This window comes from Capilliphycus salinus ALCB114379 (assembly GCF_047276495.1).
In the GTDB taxonomy this organism is placed as follows: domain Bacteria; phylum Cyanobacteriota; class Cyanobacteriia; order Cyanobacteriales; family Microcoleaceae; genus Capilliphycus; species Capilliphycus salinus.
On record NZ_CP178543.1, the window covers coordinates 4,147,226 to 4,167,507 of the forward strand.

The 20,282-nt window shown below is 41.5% G+C and carries 12 protein-coding genes; 8 read left to right on the forward strand and 4 right to left on the reverse strand.

From position 1 onward, the window contains the following. Positions 1-211: 211 nt before the first annotated feature. A complete protein-coding gene (locus tag ACL6C3_RS17245; RefSeq protein ID WP_413160160.1) occupies positions 212-631 on the reverse strand; it encodes a DNA-binding protein in 420 nt (139 codons plus the stop codon). A gap of 227 nt (positions 632-858) precedes the next feature. Beyond that, positions 859-1,695 carry a DUF3598 family protein gene (locus tag ACL6C3_RS17250; protein ID WP_413160161.1) on the reverse strand — a complete coding sequence of 279 codons (837 nt, stop codon included), beginning with the start codon at positions 1,693-1,695 and terminating at the stop codon, positions 859-861. Between the two features lie 35 nt (positions 1,696-1,730). Here ACL6C3_RS17250 and ACL6C3_RS17255 point away from each other — a divergent pair, with 35 nt between their 5' ends. Next, positions 1,731-2,699: an S-adenosyl-l-methionine hydroxide adenosyltransferase family protein gene (locus tag ACL6C3_RS17255; RefSeq protein ID WP_413160162.1), complete on the forward strand. Its 969-nt coding sequence runs from the start codon at positions 1,731-1,733 to the stop codon at positions 2,697-2,699. A gap of 35 nt (positions 2,700-2,734) precedes the next feature. On the opposite strand, the gene ACL6C3_RS17260 is transcribed toward ACL6C3_RS17255, so the two are convergent. Beyond that, positions 2,735-3,070 (reverse strand): XisI protein, encoded by a 336-nt coding sequence (locus ACL6C3_RS17260; protein ID WP_413160163.1) that lies wholly within the window; start codon positions 3,068-3,070, stop codon positions 2,735-2,737. A gap of 137 nt (positions 3,071-3,207) precedes the next feature. On the opposite strand from ACL6C3_RS17260, the gene ACL6C3_RS17265 reads away from it, so the two are divergent. From ACL6C3_RS17265 to ACL6C3_RS17295, 7 genes are all read left to right on the forward strand, one after another. Further along, positions 3,208-4,743: a serine/threonine protein kinase gene (locus ACL6C3_RS17265; protein ID WP_413160164.1), complete on the forward strand. Its 1,536-nt coding sequence runs from the start codon at positions 3,208-3,210 to the stop codon at positions 4,741-4,743. A gap of 657 nt (positions 4,744-5,400) precedes the next feature. Next, a complete protein-coding gene (locus ACL6C3_RS17270) occupies positions 5,401-8,163 on the forward strand; it encodes a PAS domain S-box protein (protein ID WP_413160165.1) in 2,763 nt (920 codons plus the stop codon). 4 nt (positions 8,164-8,167) lie between these two features. Further along, the gene (locus ACL6C3_RS17275) at positions 8,168-9,322 is read left to right on the forward strand and encodes an ATP-binding protein (protein WP_413160167.1); all 1,155 of its coding nucleotides are present in this window, start codon (positions 8,168-8,170) and stop codon (positions 9,320-9,322) included. Between the two features lie 299 nt (positions 9,323-9,621). Continuing rightward, on the forward strand, positions 9,622-14,766 hold the full coding sequence (locus ACL6C3_RS17280) for a CheR family methyltransferase (protein WP_413160169.1): 5,145 nt from the start codon (positions 9,622-9,624) through the stop codon (positions 14,764-14,766). Next, positions 14,763-14,969: a response regulator gene (locus ACL6C3_RS17285; RefSeq protein ID WP_413160170.1), complete on the forward strand. Its 207-nt coding sequence runs from the start codon at positions 14,763-14,765 to the stop codon at positions 14,967-14,969. Before ACL6C3_RS17280 ends, ACL6C3_RS17285 begins: the two co-directional genes overlap by 4 nt. A gap of 22 nt (positions 14,970-14,991) precedes the next feature. Continuing rightward, positions 14,992-15,924 carry an ATP-binding protein gene (locus ACL6C3_RS17290; protein ID WP_413160172.1) on the forward strand — a complete coding sequence of 311 codons (933 nt, stop codon included), beginning with the start codon at positions 14,992-14,994 and terminating at the stop codon, positions 15,922-15,924. A 458-nt stretch (positions 15,925-16,382) separates the two neighbouring features. After that, positions 16,383-16,760, forward strand: coding sequence for a DUF4278 domain-containing protein (locus ACL6C3_RS17295; protein WP_413160174.1), 378 nt, complete (start codon positions 16,383-16,385; stop codon positions 16,758-16,760). A gap of 251 nt (positions 16,761-17,011) precedes the next feature. Here ACL6C3_RS17295 and ACL6C3_RS17300 read toward each other — a convergent pair whose 3' ends face one another. Next, the gene (locus ACL6C3_RS17300) at positions 17,012-20,197 is read right to left on the reverse strand and encodes a cyclic nucleotide-binding domain-containing protein (RefSeq protein WP_413160176.1); all 3,186 of its coding nucleotides are present in this window, start codon (positions 20,195-20,197) and stop codon (positions 17,012-17,014) included. Positions 20,198-20,282: the final 85 nt, after the last annotated feature.

Below are 20,282 nucleotides of genomic sequence, written 5' to 3' on the forward strand. Positions count from 1 at the left end.
ATTATTCCCAAAATTTGATTATATTCACGATAAAGTTCTCGGCCTTTGTGAAGGTCTAAATAATCGCATTTAACAGCAAATTTTAACCAAACTTGAGTTTATGCTGCCTAGAAACCTGCATCATTTAGTCTGGTCAGAAAAGAACCTTTATTAATCATATCAAGTCCGGTTGAACCCATTAGAAAAGTGTGGGGAGATCAAGAGATTTTGACTAACAGATAATCTTGACTTGACTTAGGGTTTCAATCCAAACCCTGGCACCACAACCGAGAGGTTTATCGGGACTATAGACAACACGACATCCTCCCTGTATTTCGACAATATGCCCGTAAGTATTGGTGTTGCCCTTTTTGACCGTAATCACCGGAAGTTGTTCCTGGTGTTTTTGATTTTGGCGAATTCTGTGAGAATTAACGTGAACAATCTTTTTTGCAGGCTTTCTCAGATTGCGCCAACGCGGAGCCGGGCCTCTTGTGCCTCGCTCAATCATCGGTTTGCCCTTAAACAGGGGAATTAGCCACATCTTCCCGGTCTTATAGGCACCTTCGACTCGGCCGGCGATTAGGAGAACTCGCAGTCGAGCGGTAGAGATTTTTAAAATACGGGCTGCTTCTGTAGTACCGACAATCATTGAACTAGAAAGGTATAGTAATAGTTTTAAAGCTTTATAGCCAAATTATAAACGATCTGCGGATCAATAATCAATGATCTGGCTATTCGGTGTTGGGAGTCACGGTTCGACCGAAGCCTGTTGACTGTCGGTGGTACGGGTCGGGTGTCTGTTATTCGTTGGTTATACAACCAGATTTGATATCAATTTTCAACCAACCTCCCTATCTCCCCACCTCCGGTATCTCCCTATTTTGTTTTGTGTTCGGTGACTAACGTTAAACTTTGCCATTCTCCCTTATCGTTGTAGCGGCGAATTAAACGCTGTCGTTCGTGGGGATGAACCAACCAACCCGCCTCAAAAAAGAACCCTTGACGCAGTTTAACCTGTTGGGGAACCGTTGCAGAAGCGCCATCGGGTAACAGATAAACTTTCACATTTGAACGCCCGTCAAAATGAAGAATAGATCCGTCTATTGTTGCGGTTGAACTCATCGTATGATTGGCAAAAGATAGACTTTGGGTGAGTTTTCCGGTATTGTCTAACTGAAGATTCATTTGAGTCGAAAAGCGATCGGGAGAACGCAAATCGGGATAAAGGGTAACAGCTTCTCCCGTCCAAGTTCCCAGTAACGCTTCAACGGTGAGGTTCGGACGTTCAACGGCGTCGGTGTTCGCCCGAAATTCCCGAATTAACGTCAATTGTTCTAAGTTTCCCTCCGTATCAAACAATTCCACCAACCGCAAACGGCGATTTTCCCCCACAAAGCCAAATTCCGCCCCCGACTTCGCAAACGGCGCCAACTGTATTGTCCCCTGAGAAAACGCCCCATTCTCAAAAAACAGAATATCCCGTCCCAGAGATTGATATTCACGGACTAATTCATCAACGGGGGGTTTTGTGATACCATCAGGACTCGGCGGAAAACGACGCAACGTTAAGCGAACGGTTTTGTTGTCGTTAAACGCTTCTAACTGCAAAATACTGGGCGTATCCTTAACGATTTCCCCTCGATTGGAAAATTGTGTAAACGAACCGTGCCATTCGCCCAAATTTTCTCGAAAATTATCCCATTGCGATCGCATAATTGAACCTCATTGTATCTGCAAACGGTTTCCCCATGTCTCTATCTGGAATTGTCACCCTGCTGACGGACTTTGGTTTGAGTGATGTTTATGTCGGCGTGATCAAGGCTGTTATCGCCCAAATTAACCCGGAATTACGGGTGATCGATTTAACTCATAATATTCCCCCTCAAAATATTGCGGCGGGTCGATTTTGTCTGATGAATGCTGTTCCCTATTTTCCCCCAAAAACGGTTCATATTGCAGTGGTCGATCCGGGCGTCGGGAGTCAACGCCGGGCGATCGCCGTAGACCTGCCTACAGGATACCTGATCGGGCCGGATAATGGGGTATTGGGGGGGGCGATGGGGGCGATGTTGGCCCAATGTCAGACGCCCGATGAGTTTAATGTGATCGAATTGAGTAATCCTGATTATTGGCGGACTCCCATCCCGAGTACCACCTTTCACGGTCGCGATATTTTTGCGGCGGCGGGCGCTTATTTGGCCAGCGGCGTTCCTTTCCGAGAATTGGGTCATCCGGTCGATCCGGCAACGCTAACTGATGTTATTTTATCAGAGTCTAGCTTCACAGAGGAAGGAATCGAAGGCTGTATTCAGCATATCGATCATTTTGGGAATTTAATTACAAATATTCCCGGTCATTTTATTGAGGAAAAAACTTGGTTTGTGGCAATTGGCGGGTTGGAGGACACTGAAGAATCTGAAGAATTGGTTTTGGGAAATTTGGATAAAAATAAGGAGAAGAAAAAGAAGAAAAAAGGCAAAGGAAATAAGGATAAAGATAAAGTTTCTAAAAAAACGGCTTCTGAGATAGAATCTTTGTCTGGGGTTTCTCGAATTATTCCCGGTGGAATCACCTACGCCGACGTACAACCGGGAAATTTGGTGGCGTTGGTGGGTTCTCATGGTTGGGTGGAAATTGCGGCGAATCAAGGCAATGCTCAATCGATTTTACAGCTACAATGGGGATCGCGAGTTCATATATTATTGACGGATTCTTAAGTGTTGGTATCGTGTCAGCCCTTAACTTTTATAGATTAAGCAACTCCATATCCGGTGTAAGGGCGTTTGTAAGGTGGATGCAAACCGAGAACAATATCTTCCTTTGCAACGCCCAAAGAAACCAATTCTTCACCCACATCAATGTCGGTGGTGTTTTGCTGAAGCCAAATTTTATCCTCTTTAATGTCGAAGTGAAGAACTGTATGATAAACTCGTTTTAGCCCTTTCCAGCCGACCCGCATGAGTTGATAATGCTCTCGTACCGGGTCAAAAAGTAGCTGATTTTCTACGTCTTTATCGGAAGATTTGAACTGACTGTGACGTTCTAATAAGGTTTGAATGCAAGAGCGATAATGTTCTAGTTTATCCATTGCACAATCTCCTCGGTATTGTACATCTATTATGTTAAAATTAATGGATTCTGTCGGATTGAATGCGCCTGCATCGCAACAACGGACGCAATATCGGTACAATAAGGCTAACATTATTATAGACCTCAACCGAACTCATGTTATCTCCTGGAACAGTCCTCAACACTCGTTTCCGACTCAAAGAAGCCCTCAATAGCAATTCTGTCCGTCAAACTTGGCTGGCGGAGGACTTGAAGTTTAAAGATCAAGTCGTGGTAAAATTGTTAGCATTGAGCGGTTCGATGGATTGGGATGATTTGAAACTTTTGGAACGAGAAGCCCAAATTTTGCAACAACTCGATCATCCCCGTTTGGTGCGATATCGGGATTATTTCGCCGTTAATAGTTTGAATCCCTGGTTTTGTTTGGTGACGGAATATGTGCCGGGTGTTTCTCTCAAAGAAAGGTTGGATAAACGTCAGAAATTCACCCCAACCCAAATTCAATGGATCGCTGCGGAAGTGTTAGAAATTCTCAACTATTTGCATCAGTTAAATCCTCCGGTTTTGCATCGGGATATTAAACCGAGTAACTTAGTTTGGGGAACGGATAATCACATTCATTTGATTGATTTTGGCTGCGTACAAATTCAACCTCGAACGCCTGGGGCGACGTTTACGGTGGTTGGAACTTACGGTTATACTCCCATCGAACAGTTTGGCGGGGAAGCGGTTCCGGCGTCGGATTTGTACGCTTTGGGGGCGAGTTTAATTCATCTGTTAACCGGGTTGTCTCCGTCGGAATTACCGATAGATAATAACCTACAAATTCAGTTTAGAGAGCGGGCTGTTTCTCCGATTGAACCGCAATTTTATCACTGGTTAGAAAAGTTAATTCATCCCTCGGTTTCGGGACGCTATTCTAACGCCAATCAAGCGTTAATTGCGCTGAATGCTTCCATTTCTGCGCCGATAGAATCCCCGGAAAATACGGGAATTCGTTTGGCAAAATCCGAGAAGAATTTAAGCATCGAAATTCCGTCTCGGTTTGCGATAGAATATCTTCGCCCGAGTAAACAAACGCTACAAAAGAGTCTTTGGAATTGGGGCGAACGGCTTTTTTCTTTGCGTTTATTTGTCAAGTTGCAAATTGTTGGGGTTGTGGCTTTGGCGGGTTGGATGCTGTGGTTGTTACCGCTTCCTCTCGATAAAATAGGCTTGAATTTAATTTCCTCGCTGTTGGTTTTACCGTTGGTTTTACTGATTTTAGGTGTACCTGCGGGATTGATTTTGTTGATTTTGTTACTCAATTCTGGGGTGGATTATTTTGAGAGGGTTTCTCTAGAATTAAATGAACAAGGTTTAGAGATTTGTTGGAAATCTCTGGGATTACCCAAACGAAAAGTTGTCAATTTATCGGAAATTCAAAATATTAATTTAACTCAAACCAAAGCGGGAAATGGTCGGCTTTATCCAACGTTGGAAATAGCGATTTACAAACCCATGATGTTTTTTCTCTCTCAACGCAAAACCTATCACCTCGGACAACAGTTAAAAACCGAAGAATTGGAATGGTTAAAACGAGAGATGAACGACTGGTTAACAAGCCATTCTTCGCCCTTACCCCAACTCAAACCCAGTTCTACAAATTTTCTGAAAATCTTAAAATTCAACCAAAAAACAGCCGATTCTTAACCTGTAAATTCATTAAAATGGAGTTGATACCAATCCTCCTCTTAAACCTCCCCGAATATCCCCCAAATATCCCCCTACATCCCCCTCCCGTCCCCCTTGGAAAGGGGGAGGCTAGATGTTGCTTCGCTTTTGGTTGAACGGGGTAAGCCAAATGTTGCTTCGCTTTGATTTATACGGGGGACTTTCAAGAATTTTTCCCAATTTTCCCCCCAACCTCCCCACCCTCCGACCCCTCTTTTTAAGGGCAGGGCCGTTTCAAAGTCGAACTCAAATTGTATTTTGACCTCTCCCCCAACCCCTCTCCTACGAGGAGAGGGGAGTATTTTTTTTGATTATTAAATCTTTAAAACTATTAATTGCTCCCCCTTCCAAATAAAAAACTTTCTTCCTTTTCCCTCTCGACTAATAAATAGTCCCGCGAGGGACACCTTTCCCCTCTCCTTTTAGGAGAGGGCTGGGGAGAGGTAGGAGAGGGCTAGGGAGAGGTGGGAAGGGGGTTGGGGGGTTAGGTCATAAAATTTCTGGTCGAGAACGAAACGGCCCTGCTTTTTAAGGAGGGATCAAGGCTTGCGAGGGGGGATAAAAAAGGGGGACGAGGGGAGATATAATCATACTACGGAAATCAAATAAACATTTAATATAACATTTAAAATAACGATGAATAATAACAATGAAGAACGCATCCGACAACTGAATTTAGAGTTGGAAGAAACGCGCCAAAATCTGGAAAATAAAATTGAAGAATTAACGCAAGAAAACCAAAAAGTTAAACGGGAAAATGAAGAATTAAAATCATTCAATTCCCAATTAAATCGAGAATCTAAAGACCTAAATACGGTTCAAGATATACTAGAACTCAAAGCCGCTCAACTTGAAGCAAGCTACGAGAATATACCGATAGGATTGGCGTTGTATGATGAAGATTTGCGATGGGCTTGCATCAATCCAGTTTTAGCAGAGATGAACGGTTATACCATCGCCGAACATATTGGAAAAACGATGAGAGAACTTCTTCCGATTTTAGCCGATGAAGTCAACTCAAATCTCCGCTATGTTCTGGAAACAGGAGAATCTTTACTGAATCTAGAAATTCATGGAAAAACGCCAAAATCCGATGAAGAACGAGACTGGATTGTGAATTATTATCCGGTCAATCTTTCTAATGGAAAACGGGGGGTAGGAGTCGCAGTCACAGAAGTCACCCCTCTGAAAAAAATTCAACGCGAACTCGAATACAGCGAGGAAAAGTTTCGTCAACTGGCGGAAAATATCCAGAAAGTTTTTTGGATTGTAGAAATTTGTTGCAGTCCGCCTCTTGAGGAGAAAATTATTTATATTAGCCCGGCTTATGAAAAAATCTGGGGACGTTCCTGTGAGGAACTGTATCAAAATAACTTAAAATGGACAGAAGCGATTCATCCCGACGATCGCGAACGAGTCATCAAATCATTCAGTGAAAATATAATTGCAAGTCAGTATAATGAAACGTTTAGAATTATCCGTCCTGATGGTACAATTCGCTGGATTCGCGATCGCGGATTTTTAGTCAAAGCCGATCAGTTATGTCCGGTTTATCGAGTTGCGGGAATTGCAGAAGATATCACCGAACGTAAACAAGCAGAAGACAACCAAAGACAACAGCAAGAATTACTCCAAACCATTCTCGATAATATTCCTGTGTTGATAGCGTTGATGGATTTAAAAACTCAAAGCTTTATTTGGGTGAACGAAGAATGGAAAAAAGTATTCGGTTGGTCATTAGAAGAAGTGGGTAAAATTGACGAAATATTGCTAAAAATGTATCCAGAATCGGAATATCGTCAATATGTTAAAAACTATATTCAAGCCTCAAAAGGAACTTGGGGAGATTTTAAAACTCGGACAAAAGATGAAAAAGTATTAGAGATGTCTTGGGCGAATATATCCCTCTCCAATGAAATAAATATAGGTATTGGTCAGAATATTACCGAACGCAAACAGGCGGAAATTGCACTCAAAAAAGCCAAAGATGCGGCAGATGCGGCGAACGCAGCGAAAACTCGTTTTCTGGCGAATATGAGTCACGAACTGCGAACGCCTCTCAATTCAATTTTAGGTTTTACCCAACTGTTGCAACGTCAAACCAACCTTTCTCGGGAAAATCATCAAAAACTCAATATTATTTACCGCAACGGCGAACAGTTACTTAATTTAATTAATGATATTCTCGCGATTTCTAAAATAGAAGCCGGTCATTTGTTGCTGCATATCACTCCCGTTAATTTGCTTCAACTTATCGATAATGTGATGTCTATTTTTTCCCTAAAAGCCGCCTCAAAGAATTTACAGCTTACTCTGGAGTCCGAGGGCGAAGTTCCGCAATATATTCTGATTGATGAAGCTAAAATTCGTCAAATTTTTATGAATTTAATTACCAATGCCATCAAGTTTACCGAGCAAGGAAACATCACGATAAAAGTTGCAAATTTAGGAGAATTTGAGGGAGATTCTTCGCGGGTAATTTTGCAGTTTGAAGTTCTAGATACGGGTATCGGTATCGCCCCCAAAGATCAACAGCTTGTCTTTAAACCGTTTAGTCAAGTTCCCAACAATCAAACCTATCAAGAAGGTACGGGGTTGGGTTTATCGATCTGTCGAGAATTTGTTAAACTTTTGGGAGGAGAATTACAACTTGAAAGTGAAATTGGTCGGGGTAGTCGGTTCTATTTTAAAATTCCCGTATCTCTGGCGACAGAAGTAGAAAGTCTGTCTTCATCTTCCAATTCTAGAGTGATAGGTTTAGCAAAAGGACAACCTTATTCTCGAATTTTGGTTGTAGAAGATCATCCCGATAGTTGTCAGTTATTGGTGATGCTTTTGAAAAAAGTTGGGTTTCAAGTTCGCAGTGCGAATAACGGTCAAGAAGCTCTACAATTATGGGAAAGTTGGTCGCCGGATTTGATTTGGATGGATATGCGAATGCCGGTGATGAATGGCTATGAAACCACTCAACAGATTAAAGCCACAGAAAAGGGTAAAGAAACGGTAATTATTGCGTTAACCGCTTCTGCTTTTGAAGAGGATCGTGTTAAAATTTTGCAGGTCGGTTGTGATGACTTTGTGCGAAAGCCTTTTCAAGAAGAGGAAATCTTTGAAAAGATGAAACTTCATTTAGGGATCGATTACCAATATCAGGAAAATTCCTCTACTGAAGACTCGTTATCTTATAATCAATTAATGTTGCTTCATTCCTCCAAACTCAGTTTTATGCCTCCAGATTGGCTGCAACAGTTACACGATGCCGCTTATCACGCCAATGAGTTTTTATTGCTAGAGTTAATTAGACAAATTCCCCCAACTCATGTAGAATTAACTCGTCAACTTTATCATTTAGTTGACAATTTGGAGTTTGAAGAATTGATGAAACTGAGCGAGATATAAAAGTATGAATAGCACCTTAATTTCCGAGTCGGAATATATCCTGCTCGTTGACGATCAGATCGATAATTTAACCCTCCTCGCCAATATTTTAACTGAAGCAGAGTATAACGTTAGACGGGTAAAAAGCGGAACGCTGGCTTTAAATTTGGCGAAATCTCAAGAAAAACCGGCTCTAATTTTGCTTGATATTCTCATGCCGGAAATCGATGGTTATCAAGTGTGCAGACAGTTGAAATCCGAGGAAGATACTCGGGATATTCCGGTTATCTTTTTAAGTGCGTTAGATGAAATTCAAAACCAGTCTAGAGGGTTTGAAGTTGGCGGCGCCGATTATATTACTAAACCCTTTAACAATCAGGAAGTGTTAATTCGAGTTCGTCATCAACTTAACTTACAAAAACTGCAAAAACAACGAATTTTAGAAGCGGAGTTGAGACAAAGTTTAATTAAAGAGCAAGAACTGAATCGGTTTAGACAGAAAATTATCGAGACAATTTCTCACGAATATCGCACCCCCTTAGCGGTGATTTTAAATAGTAGCGAATTAATAGAATATCGCCTGCGCGATCAGATCACTCCTGCGATTAAAAAGCAATTTGATCGCATCAAGTTAATGATTGTTCGTTTAACGAATTTGGTGAATGATGTTTTATTTGCCAATCAAGTTGAACGGGATAATATCGAATTAAATATAACTTCTTTTAATGCCGTAGAAACCTGTCAAAGTATAATTGAAAACTTACAAAAATTTTCTGAAAATGAACGAACGATTCGTTTTAGTTTTTCCGAAAATCTCAATCAAGAAAATATTAATTTTGATTTGTTTATTTTTCGACAAATTATTGAACAATTGCTCAAAAATGCCCTAAAATTTTCCGGGGTTGAAAGTGTCGTCAGTTTGCAACTGATTCGAGAAGATCATCAGCTTATGATTGAAGTTGCAGATCGGGGAATAGGAATTCCTCTAGAAGATCAAGACCGGATTTTTGAGCTATTTTATCGGGGGAGTAATATTGAAACTAGACCCGGAGTCGGTCTGGGACTGGCGATCGTTAAAAAATCCGTCGATCTCTGTCAAGGCGAGATTAACTTCAGCAGCCAAGTTGGAGAGGGGACTTGCTTTACCATCAAATTACCGCTCTCTATTGAAGATCTATAACAGGATTGATATTTTGTAGCCGCCAACTCAAGACTTTTAAAAAATATATAAATTTTAGATGATTGGCTCTCTGTCGATCGCTACTCTTTCACCAGAGGAGATAAAAAGGCTAAAATCTGGGTATATTTAATACAGTTATAATTTATTGTTCATCGTGGGTTTGCCTGTGCCGAAGAGCGATCGAGGGGTGTCTTCTTTTTCTCAGTCATTTTGACTCATAATAGAACTATAGCGATCGCTGTTTTTCTAAAAAACTTCCAACCTCAGAATTTTTCAAGGATACATTAAGGATAAGGGCCATGTCGAGAGAAAATTCTCACCCGTCACAAGGAGCGTCATCATCAGAATTATATGTTGTTGGAATTGGTACTTCTCCAGAGGGACTCAGTGCCTTAGAAGAATTTTTTGATCGTTTACCTGCTGATACGGATGCGGCATTTGTGATCGTTGAGGACTTCTCTGCCGACTTGAAAACTTTAATCAAAGAACTTCTCGAACAACAGAGTCATTTGACGGTTCGAGAGGTTGTTGACGGGATGTTTCTCGAAGCGAATACCATTTATATCAATCCCGCTCAACAGAATTTAATTGTCAGAGATCGACAACTTTTTTTAAGTGTTTCATCAAGTATAAATCTTCATCCCAATCTTAATTTTCCCATTGATACTTTTTTTGAATCCTTGGCGGTTGACTGTGGCGATCGCGCGATTGGGATTATCTTTTTTGACCGGGGAAGCGATGGGATAAAAGGACTACAAGCGATTAATGAAGCCGGAGGAATTACCCTGGTTCATGCGATCCTCTCCGAATTGGATAGAATCGCTCAAAACATGATTCTCAATACTAGGGTTGAGCAACGGTTATCACCCCAAGAACTTGCTGAAACGGTTTATGAGATAGTCAAGACAGGTCGAGATCATTTGACCGAGCCATTCAACTCAGAATTGGCAATTGATTCTGAACAATTCCAAAAAATTATTCGGATTCTCAAAAAATACGAAGATATAGACTTTAGCTATTATAAATCTAGCACGGTTAATCGGCGAGTTTGGCGTCGTTGTTCTTTAAATCGATCCGAGAATCTCAATCAGTATATTCGTCAATTAGAAACATCTCCAGAAGAACGATTAAAATTAAAAAATGATTTGATGATCGGGGTGACTCAATTTTTTCGCGATCCATCCGCTTGGGAATATCTGAAAACCAATGTATTACCCAATTTAATTGAACAAATTCCCGACCGAGAGCAATTCAGAGTTTGGGTAGCAGCCTGTTCGACGGGAGAAGAAGCCTATTCGATGGCAATCATTATCGATGAAGTCTGCCGAAATCTCAACAAAAATATTCAGGTCAAGATTTTCGCCACCGATATCAATTCTAGCACGTTAGCGATCGCCTCCCAAGGGATTTATCCCCAAAGTATTATTACAGATGTTTCTCCTGATCGCTTAGAAAACTATTTTAACTTCGATGGTCAAGTCTTTCAAGTGCGCAAACAGCTACGTTCGATGCTGATTTTTGCCCCTCATAACCTGACTCAGAATGCGGGATTTACTGAAATTAATTTGGTAAGCTGTCGCAATGTTTTAATCTATTTTCAGCCTCCAATTCAGCAACAAGTTCTGAGAATGTTGCACTTTTCTCTCCGGGTCAAAGGGGTTTTATTTTTGGGTGATTCCGAAAATATAGGAGAGCTACAATCCGAGTTTAATCTCTTACAAGAACAATATAAACTTTTTCAGAAAAAAAGAGACATTCGCTTACCGTTACTTCCTCAAACCATAGATTCAATTCAGTCCATATCCCCCCAAACCTTTAGCATAAAGACCGTTAAAAAGGTGCAAAAACCTTCGGATAGTATTTTAGAGACTGCCTTTAGTGCCTTGGCGAAAAAATATCAATCTAGCTGTTTATTAATCAGTGCCGACTACAATCTTTTTCACATTGTCAGTGATGCGGCAAAAGTGCTTCAAATTCGGCCCGGAAAACTCAGCAACAAGATTGCTAACTTGATTATTCCCCCTTTAAAAATGCCTCTAAGTTTGGCATTACATCAAGCCAAACGAGAAGGAAATACGATTTCTTATATTGATATTCCCTGCGAGCATAATGAAAATATCAAGCGAGTTGATTTAGAAGTGCAGTTTCATCCCCGCAGCACTACAGCAGAAGAATTTTTTATGATCGTGGTTACAAATAAACAGGAAATTCAGTCATTTTGTTCGTTAAAAGATGCTCAATCCTACAATTTTGATCGGGCCGTTATTCAACAGATTCAACAACTGGAGTCCGAACTTCAACAAACCCGTGAAAATTTACAAGCTAGCATTGAAGAACTTGAAACCATCAACGAAGAACAGCAAGCCACCAATGAAGAATTAATCGCAGCCAACGAAGAACTGCAAAGTACCAACGAAGAACTACAAACAACCAACGAAGAACTTTACACCGTTAATACTGAATATCAAAATCAAATTCAAAAACTGATCGAACTCTCCAATGATGTCAATAACTTGCTGCAAAGTACGGATATTGGGGTAATCTTTTTAGATCGAGATTTGAAGATTCGGAAATTCACCCCTGCGGTTGTGTTGGCGATTAACCTCACCGAAGTTGATATTGGTCGGCCATTACACCATCTTTCCTCTAATTTTAATTGTCCCAACTTCAATTCATTATTGCAACAGGTACTTCAAACTGAAGAATCCCTAGAACAAGAAGTGGAAATTTTCACAACTGGGGACACCTTGCTGATGCGAATTCATCCCTATCGCCGGGAAAATAAAAGTTGTGATGGTTTGGTTTTAAGCTTTATTAAAATCACCCAACTCAAACAATATCAAGAGGAAATCAAACGCCAAAATATTGAATTGGAAAATATCTATGCCAATATTCCGGTTGGGTTATGTTTGCAGGATGAAAATTGGAGATATCTGCGAATCAATAAAATTTTAGCTGATATTAACGGCAAATCAATAGAAGAACATATCGGACAACTCCCCAAAGATGTAATTCCCGAACTGATCGAGATTGTTGAACCCATTTATCGGCAAGTTCAAAGCACTGGAAAACCCGTTCTTAACCTGGAAGTTCACGGAAAAACGGCCGCTCAACCCGATCTCGAACGGGATTGGATCACCAGTTATTATCCGGTCGAATTATCCTCCGATAAAGTAGGATTTGGAGTGGTTGTTACCGAAGTCACGCAATTAAAACAAGTTCAAGAAGCTTTACGTCAAAGTGAAGCCAGACTGCAATATTTACTGAATAATACTCCTGCGGTTATTTTTAGCTGCAAACCGGAAGGAGATTATGCAGCCACCTACATCAGTCCTAATATTAAAACTGTGTTGGGTTATGAACCCGAAGAATTTCTCAATAACTCTGACTTTTGGGTTACTAATTTGCACCCCGACGATTGCGATCGCATTCTGACTGGACTCCCCAAAGGACTCAATGAAGATGGTTTTTACACCCACGAATACCGCCTAAAAACTGCTGATAATAGCTATCGGTGGATTTCTGCTTCTCTACAATTGATTAGAGATCAACAGAATAACCCGGTTGAATGTGTGGGGTGTTTGATTGATATTACCGAGCGTATTGTCGCCGAAGAAGCTTGGCGTTGGAGTGAAGAACGCTTTAATTTAACCCTGAAAAATTCCCCGATTACGTTCACCACTCAAGATCGCGAATTACGGTATACTTGGGTATACAATCCCGCTCCCGGTTTTACCTTTGAAGAAATTGTCGGAAAGTTAGAAACTGAGCTTTTATCGGCTGATGAAGCCGAACGAATTCTAGCAATTAAACAACCCGTTATCGAGACAGGCCGCAGAAACCGCCAAGAGTATTTTATCGCTCGAGACGGACAGATGCGTTACTATGAGCTAAGTGTAGAACCGCTACGAGATGACAAAAATAATATTATTGGAATTGCGACGGTTGTTATTGATATTACCGAACGTAAACAGGCCGAACTCGAACGCCAACGCGCCCGAGAATTGCAACGGGAAAAAGAAGCCGCCGAGTCTGCTAATCTCGCCAAAAGCCGTTTTCTCGCCAATATGAGCCACGAACTGCGAACCCCCTTGAACGCAATTTTAGGGTTTACTCAGCTATTGCAGCGACAGCCCAAATTTGCCGGCGAACCGAGCGAATACCTGAATATTATTCATCGCAGCGGGAAACATTTACTCGGTTTAATCAATGACATTCTCACCTTGTCTAAAGTTGAGGCGGGTCGAATTACTTTGAAAACTCACCCATTTGATTTGTCGATTTTGCTAAAAACTTTAGAAAATATGTTTGCACTCAAAGCCGCAAATAAAGGCGTCGAACTTGAGATCAAAGCCGACGAAAATGTTCCTCAGGGGTTAATCGGAGATGAGGAGAAATTACGCCAAGTTCTGATTAATTTACTCTCTAATGCGGTGAAGTTTACCTCTACAGGTAGCGTGAGTTTAACCGTTCGCTATCAAACGCTTTCCCCTCACCAAAATTCAAACTCTTATTATCTTCAGTTTGAAGTTCGAGATACCGGAGTGGGAATTAATTGCGATGAACTCGATAAAATCTTTGAACCGTTTACCCAAACTGAAGCCGGAGAAAAAGTCAAACAGAGTACCGGACTGGGTTTGGCAATTAGTCGCGAATTTGTGGAGTTGATGGGGGGTATAATTACTGTAGATAGTCAGTTAGGGGTGGGAAGTGTGTTTCAGTTTACTCTGCCGTTCGAGCAGGGGTCTACGGTCAATATTCAACCGGAACCTCCTCAACGTCGGGTGATGGGTTTAACGAGCGGTCAACAAGAATATCGCATTTTGGTCGCCGAAGATCGTCCCGATAATCGTCAATTAATTGTTAAACTCTTGGAAACGGTCGGTTTTCAGGTGCAAGCCGCAACCAATGGTTTGGAAGCGATAAAACTCTGGGAAAGTTGGTCGCCCCATTTAATTTGGATGGATATGCAAATGCCTGTTCTCGATGGTTATCAAGCCATTCAACATATTAAAGCCATGCCGAAAGGGGAAGAAACAGTTATTATTGCTTTAACGGCTTCTGCTTTTGAAGAAGATCGCCAAAAAATAATTGCTCTCGGTTGTAATGATTTTGTTCGCAAACCCTTTGAAGAACAGGAAATTTTTGCTAAAATTCAGCAATATTTAGATGTATCCTATCGTTATGACGAGCCAGAGTTGACCTCTGAGCCGACCAGAAAAGCGGTGCGAAATCAGTTAAAACCAGAAGATTTTGCGGTGATGCCGACTCAATGGCGAGACGAACTTCATCAAGCCGCTTATCTGGCGAACGAAGCCGAAATTTATCAATTAATTAAACAAATTCCTCAGACTGAAACCTTCTTAATTGAACATCTAACAGAATTGGTCAATTGTCTTCAGTTTGAAGAAATTGAAGTCCTCACTCAACCCGAATCTCTATGAACAGCATACCCGATCTAGAATCTTCTGAATATATTCTACTGGTTGACGATCAGTTGGATAATCTGGCTGTTCTCTCCGCTTTATTGACCCAACAAGGTTACACCGTCAGACGGGTCTTAAATGGTCAAAAAGCCTTAAATTTAGTCCGTTCAAATGAACCTCCAGTTTTGGTTCTGCTCGATATTATGATGCCCCGAAATTGATGGGTATCAAGTTTGTCAGGAGATGAAAAGTAACCCGAAAACAGAGGACATTGCAGTTATCTTTTTAAGTGCTTTAGATGATGTCAAAAATAAGGTGAAAGGTTTTGAAGTCGGAGGAGCCGATTATATTACCAAACCCTTTGAAGCCTTAGAAGTGATTACCCGAGTTCAGCATCAACTGGGTTTAAGAAAGCTGCAAAAACAAATTAAACTCGAAGCAAAATTAAGAGAATCTCTGATTAAAGAACAGGAAATTAAAGAGTTTAAACGGCGAATCATTACAACCATTTCTCACGAATATCGCACACCTTTGTCGATTATTCTGACCTCGGCAGGACTGCTAGAACATTATTGCGATCCCGAAAATGCCAAGCAGCAAAAACACATTCAACGCATTCAACAAATGGTACAACATCTCAGCAGTTTGGTGAATGATGTGGCGTTAATTAATGAACTCGAACAGGATAAAATTATACTTCAACCCGTTCCTTTGAATTTGATTGAATTCTGTCAAACTTTGATTTCAGAATTGCAAATCGTCCGACAAGTCGGAGAGAGAATTAAATTTTCCTATCAAGGCAATCAGTTCGTTGGAAAATGGGATGAAAGAATTTTACGACAAATTTTGAGTCATTTACTCTCTAATGCGATTAAATTTTCTCCTCCCGAAAGTGAGATTGATTTAAAATTAATTCAAGAAGAAGACGAAATTCAGTTTCACGTTATCGATAGAGGAATCGGTATTCCTTTAGGAAACAGAGAAAACATTTTTGATCCGTTTTATCGAGGGGATAATATCGGCAGCATTCAAGGGGAAGGTTTGGGTTTAGCTATTGTTAAAAAATGCGTCAATTTATACGCCGGTCACATTTTATTTCAAACTGAACTCAACCAAAAAACCACTTTTATCGTCAAATTACCCCTTCAAGAAAATCCGCTGTCTCCTCTCTGGTAACGGGAGTCACCGAGTCAGGAGTTGGGAGTTGGGAGTTAGGAGTTAGGAGTCGGGAGTCGGGAGTCGGGAGTCGGGAGTCGGGAGTCGGGAGTTACTGAAAACTGACAACTGTAAAAACTGGTGACTCTCTTACAAACTTTGCTACCGACGGAAACCGCCGGGTCGCAAGTTTGCGCTGGTGACTGGTGAAGCAGCGCGGTCTTGGGGGTTTCCCCCATGAGCGACTGCTGAACCCGAAGGGTGACTGGTGAAGCAGCGCGGTCTTGGGGGTTTCCCCCATGAGCGACTGCTGAACCCGAAGGGTGACTGTCTCTCCCTATCCCCCGAGGATTTGTGTTGATTTGTTATGAATCCTTGGCAATTAAATCTTTAAAGTGTAACAATGAATACAGAAATCTAAAAACTCACCTTGATGAGCTAAGTTATTTTTCGTTCACAAATTAGGAGCGATCGCGAAAATGAGACTGACCTATCGTACAATTAACTATGAACGGCATCAGCCTCCGGTTGACATCGTTGAAAGCGAACTGGGGGGCAAATATCGGGGAAATGCTTGGCAGGTTCACTACCCCAGACACATTCCGGTTCCCTTACCCAACCCCAACCTGAAGTATCGGGGTGTTGCTTACCGTCCAGAGGAGGTCAGAAGCGCCGAACAGACTCAACCTCAACCCTCTGTTACCGCTCCCGTAGAAGCCACTCCAGAAAATATAATTGGGGTTCACACGGCTAATATTTGTCGAGTGTTGGAACATCGCCGAAAAGTCGCCCAAGCCCGAGGAGATGAGCAGTTGTTGAAAATGTTAGAGTTAGAAGCCCAACAATTAGCCTGTTAGTTTCCCTTTAGTTTCCCTGTAGAAATAAACCGTGAAACTTCTACAAAAGGCATTTGTTGTAACTAGCTCTAAAACAAGCTCTAAAACTTGGTGAAAATATTGATAAAGGTTCTGAGTAAGGCTGACGCACCTTTCAGTTCAGCCTCCAGTTCCTCAGGTTGTGTGAGAGTTTATAAAATCATATTCATGCTTTGAAAGTATCACTTTTAAAAGCAATTTATACACCTAAATTATACTTCAAAAATTTAACTTCACACGGGGGGCTGTGATTCCTGTTCTTGAGCGCGAACATCATTTAAAAGTTCCTCAATAATGCGACTTAACTGCTTGCAAATTTCCAGCAAAATACCGGGACGTTGCTCGATCAAACTCAGCAAACTATTTTTCTCTAATTTTAACAGTTGACAATCCGTTACAGCAATCGCCCCCACCGTAGACACCGACTCAGCAAAAAGTTGATATTCCCCAAAACATTCACCCGGAGAAAGCCGTTTAATCCTCTGTTGAGTTCCGCGAATTGATTTCGTCAACACCACAGTCCCCGCCATCAAAATATACAAATGAGTCCCGATACTTCCCTCTTGAATAATCACCTCATTGGACAGAAACTCCTCCTCAACTAACTCTTGATTCAGAATTAATAACTCATCCAAAGACATTCCCTGAAACAGAGAAACATTTTTCAGGATCAGAATGCGATTCATAAAATAATCTTGAGCAAATAAAGGGCTAGTCGGTGGAAAAACCTGTTGTACAAATTCTTGAACCAAAACATCAGAACTTTGGATAACCAAAAAGGGAACCGTTGCCAAAGCCATAATTGCTCCCATTTCTATCCACCGATTTTTAGATTGTATCGCCTCTAATAACAACTTGTAACCCTTGCTTTTCATCCACTCAGAATCGAGCGCCATTTCCGCTTGAGAACTCCCTCCATCCGCCCACTGTTCGAGCAGCGGTAAAATCGGTAAAATAAACCGACGATAGCGCAAAGAAGCAATGGTTTCCACCGCATTCGCCCGACTTCTTTTATCCGTAGAATATCGCAGCACTCGCAAGGCTTCTAAGGTGTGTTTGCATCCCAAGCATGATAACACATAAAAAACCCGTTCAATCACCCGCAAATGGAAATCTTCTATCGCGATCGCCAACAATTTCCAACTGGGATGTTCGCGGGGGAGTTGTTGCCATTTCCAAGTGCGAGAAACTTTTTGTAACTCCTGACTAACGTGGTTAAAAAGAATATCTTCCGCCCGAGAAGTTCCAATATAACCCATCGCACTAATTGCGGTTTTTACCACCTCTGGACGCTCAGAACTCAAACAGTTTTCGACAGAAGATAAACTCATTTCACCATACACAGAAATCGCTTTAGCCGCTTGATTTCGCACCCGATAATCGACATCCTGTAAACAATTTGCCACCTCGTTTAGCATTTGCGGATCGGCGATCGCCCCCAACAATTTTACCGCCTCCGCTCGCACTTCTGCGCTAGGATTAGCAAGTTCTAAAGCGGCGACCTCTCTCAACTCGCGATCGTTTCGAGAAGCTAAACTCACCAACGCTTTTAATCCCTGCTGTTTAATTTCGCAACTGGCTAGGGGTAAAATTTGACATAAAATAGGAAGTAACTCCCGTTTTTTCGTATGAGAAATTACATCTATTGTCGCCTGAGCAATCGGACAATCTAACTTCATTTCCCATAACTTTTGACAAGTTTTTTGCATTTTAGGATGCAAACTTTGTTGATGAGTCGCTATTGCCACACAAGTTAACGCCCGAATTTCTTCCGGTTCTTCCTTGAGTAAATTTACCAGTTTTTTCTCGGAAATTGATTTATTTTTATCAATTAAAAGTTCGAGAGAAACCGCTTTTCTTTGAGTATTTTTAGAGTTTAATCCTTCCTCTATCCAATCCGAAATAATCGGTTCCGGTAAATGACGGAGAAAGGAAACGATAGCTTGTCTAAGTTGGCGATCGGCTTGGGATAATAAAGCGTTAACTTGCGGTAAAAATTGCTGGATGGGTTGTAAATAAATAGCCAATTCTAAGCCGAGTATTTGATCGGCGCGATCGCCACTTTCTAAAAGGTTCTGCACTTCGCTTTGATAATCGGTATTCAGCGTTAAACCCTGTCGAACTCGATCTAAATTCACCGAACCCGAAAGCAACATTTTCACCAGCGATCGCCGATAGCTCTTTCCCGTTTTGAAACTCACCCCAACCAAAACTAAACTTAAAATAATTCCCAGTATACTCACTTGTAAAGATGTACCCGAACTCATTAATCCGAGCAAAATTAACCCCCCAATCATTTCGCCAACCGGGGAAAATAATCCCTCACTTAAAACTCTAAACGTTCCCAAAGCTTGAGCGGGTACGGCGTTGTAATTTATGGTTTTTAAAGGGTCGGCAATACTGCGATAAATTGCCACATGATTAATATTAGCAAAAACCGCAGTGGGTAATCCAAAATTCACCGCAAACCCGATAAAACCGAGCAGGGTTGTCAGGGGATAAATCAAGTTAGCGCGACTGACTCCCAAGCGTTGAATGAGGGGGGTTGTGACCAGAGAAGTTAGTAACAGTTGGATGAGGCTAAACATCGCCGAACTCAGTCCTAAAAAGCTGGTGAGATCCTGTTGTTCGGGAAATCTTTCGGCGTATACGGTTGAAAATAGAAATTCGGTGAGAAGTCTTAATAAGAGGATAATAAAAGTACCGATAGCCAAATAGAAAATAATCGGATACTGTTTGGCGAGTCGGGGAAATTTCTTGAGACTTTTAACCAATCCTTGGGAAGATGTTTTCGCCGCAGTCGGGTTGATTTCTATCGCCTGTTGATCTCGTTCCAAATACACTAACTGAGCGATGGCGATCGCGTAGAGTAGGGGAATACTTAAGAGTAAATTTTCGGGGGAAATAAACTGAACAATTAAACTCCCCAAGCTGTTGGCTAATAAAAACCCAATATTCGCGCCTAAAAATAAAACTGCGGTGTAACGTTTCAATCCCAGAGCGGTAAAATAGTCAGAAACTAAAGTAGAAAAGCTAATTTTAATCAGTAAAACGCTGAGAATATTAGAAAGAATATATAAGCCATAATAGGGAATAACAGTGCTTTGATGAGCAATTAGCGCTTGCATTCCCGCGACTAAGAAAATCCCAACAAATAAAATCCACTGAAACAGTCGGATGTGAGAAATGCGGTTGATCGCCGCAAGAAAACCGGTAGAAACGGCGATGAGAACAACCGGGGTAACGGTAAACAGAAGGGGAAGGGACTCGGCGCCAACGCGATCGAGGAACAAAGAGCGGGACAGCAGCGCAAACAACGCTTGGCTAGTCGTCAGAGACAGGATTAAAAACAAAAAATGAGCCAGTCGTCGGGTTTCTAGCGAGACCTTGAGATACTGTTCCAGAAGCCAGTTCAGCATAGACCAACACTCAGAAATAAATTATAGCCTAGCCGATCGCACGACAAACAAGGCGCTTAAATATCACATAATTTTAGATTTATGG

What these genes read in the sequence shown, in the direction of transcription:
- ACL6C3_RS17245 (WP_413160160.1), bottom strand. Translation starts at nt 631, where the DNA reads ATGATTGTCGGTACTACAGAAGCAGCCCGTATTTTAAAAATCTCTACC.
- ACL6C3_RS17250 (WP_413160161.1), bottom strand. Translation starts at nt 1,695, where the DNA reads ATGCGATCGCAATGGGATAATTTTCGAGAAAATTTGGGCGAATGGCAC.
- ACL6C3_RS17255 (WP_413160162.1), top strand. Translation starts at nt 1,731, where the DNA reads ATGTCTCTATCTGGAATTGTCACCCTGCTGACGGACTTTGGTTTGAGT.
- ACL6C3_RS17260 (WP_413160163.1), bottom strand. Translation starts at nt 3,070, where the DNA reads ATGGATAAACTAGAACATTATCGCTCTTGCATTCAAACCTTATTAGAA.
- ACL6C3_RS17265 (WP_413160164.1), top strand. Translation starts at nt 3,208, where the DNA reads ATGTTATCTCCTGGAACAGTCCTCAACACTCGTTTCCGACTCAAAGAA.
- ACL6C3_RS17270 (WP_413160165.1), top strand. Translation starts at nt 5,401, where the DNA reads ATGAATAATAACAATGAAGAACGCATCCGACAACTGAATTTAGAGTTG.
- ACL6C3_RS17275 (WP_413160167.1), top strand. Translation starts at nt 8,168, where the DNA reads ATGAATAGCACCTTAATTTCCGAGTCGGAATATATCCTGCTCGTTGAC.
- ACL6C3_RS17280 (WP_413160169.1), top strand. Translation starts at nt 9,622, where the DNA reads ATGTCGAGAGAAAATTCTCACCCGTCACAAGGAGCGTCATCATCAGAA.
- ACL6C3_RS17285 (WP_413160170.1), top strand. Translation starts at nt 14,763, where the DNA reads ATGAACAGCATACCCGATCTAGAATCTTCTGAATATATTCTACTGGTT.
- ACL6C3_RS17290 (WP_413160172.1), top strand. Translation starts at nt 14,992, where the DNA reads ATGAAAAGTAACCCGAAAACAGAGGACATTGCAGTTATCTTTTTAAGT.
- ACL6C3_RS17295 (WP_413160174.1), top strand. Translation starts at nt 16,383, where the DNA reads ATGAGACTGACCTATCGTACAATTAACTATGAACGGCATCAGCCTCCG.
- ACL6C3_RS17300 (WP_413160176.1), bottom strand. Translation starts at nt 20,197, where the DNA reads ATGCTGAACTGGCTTCTGGAACAGTATCTCAAGGTCTCGCTAGAAACC.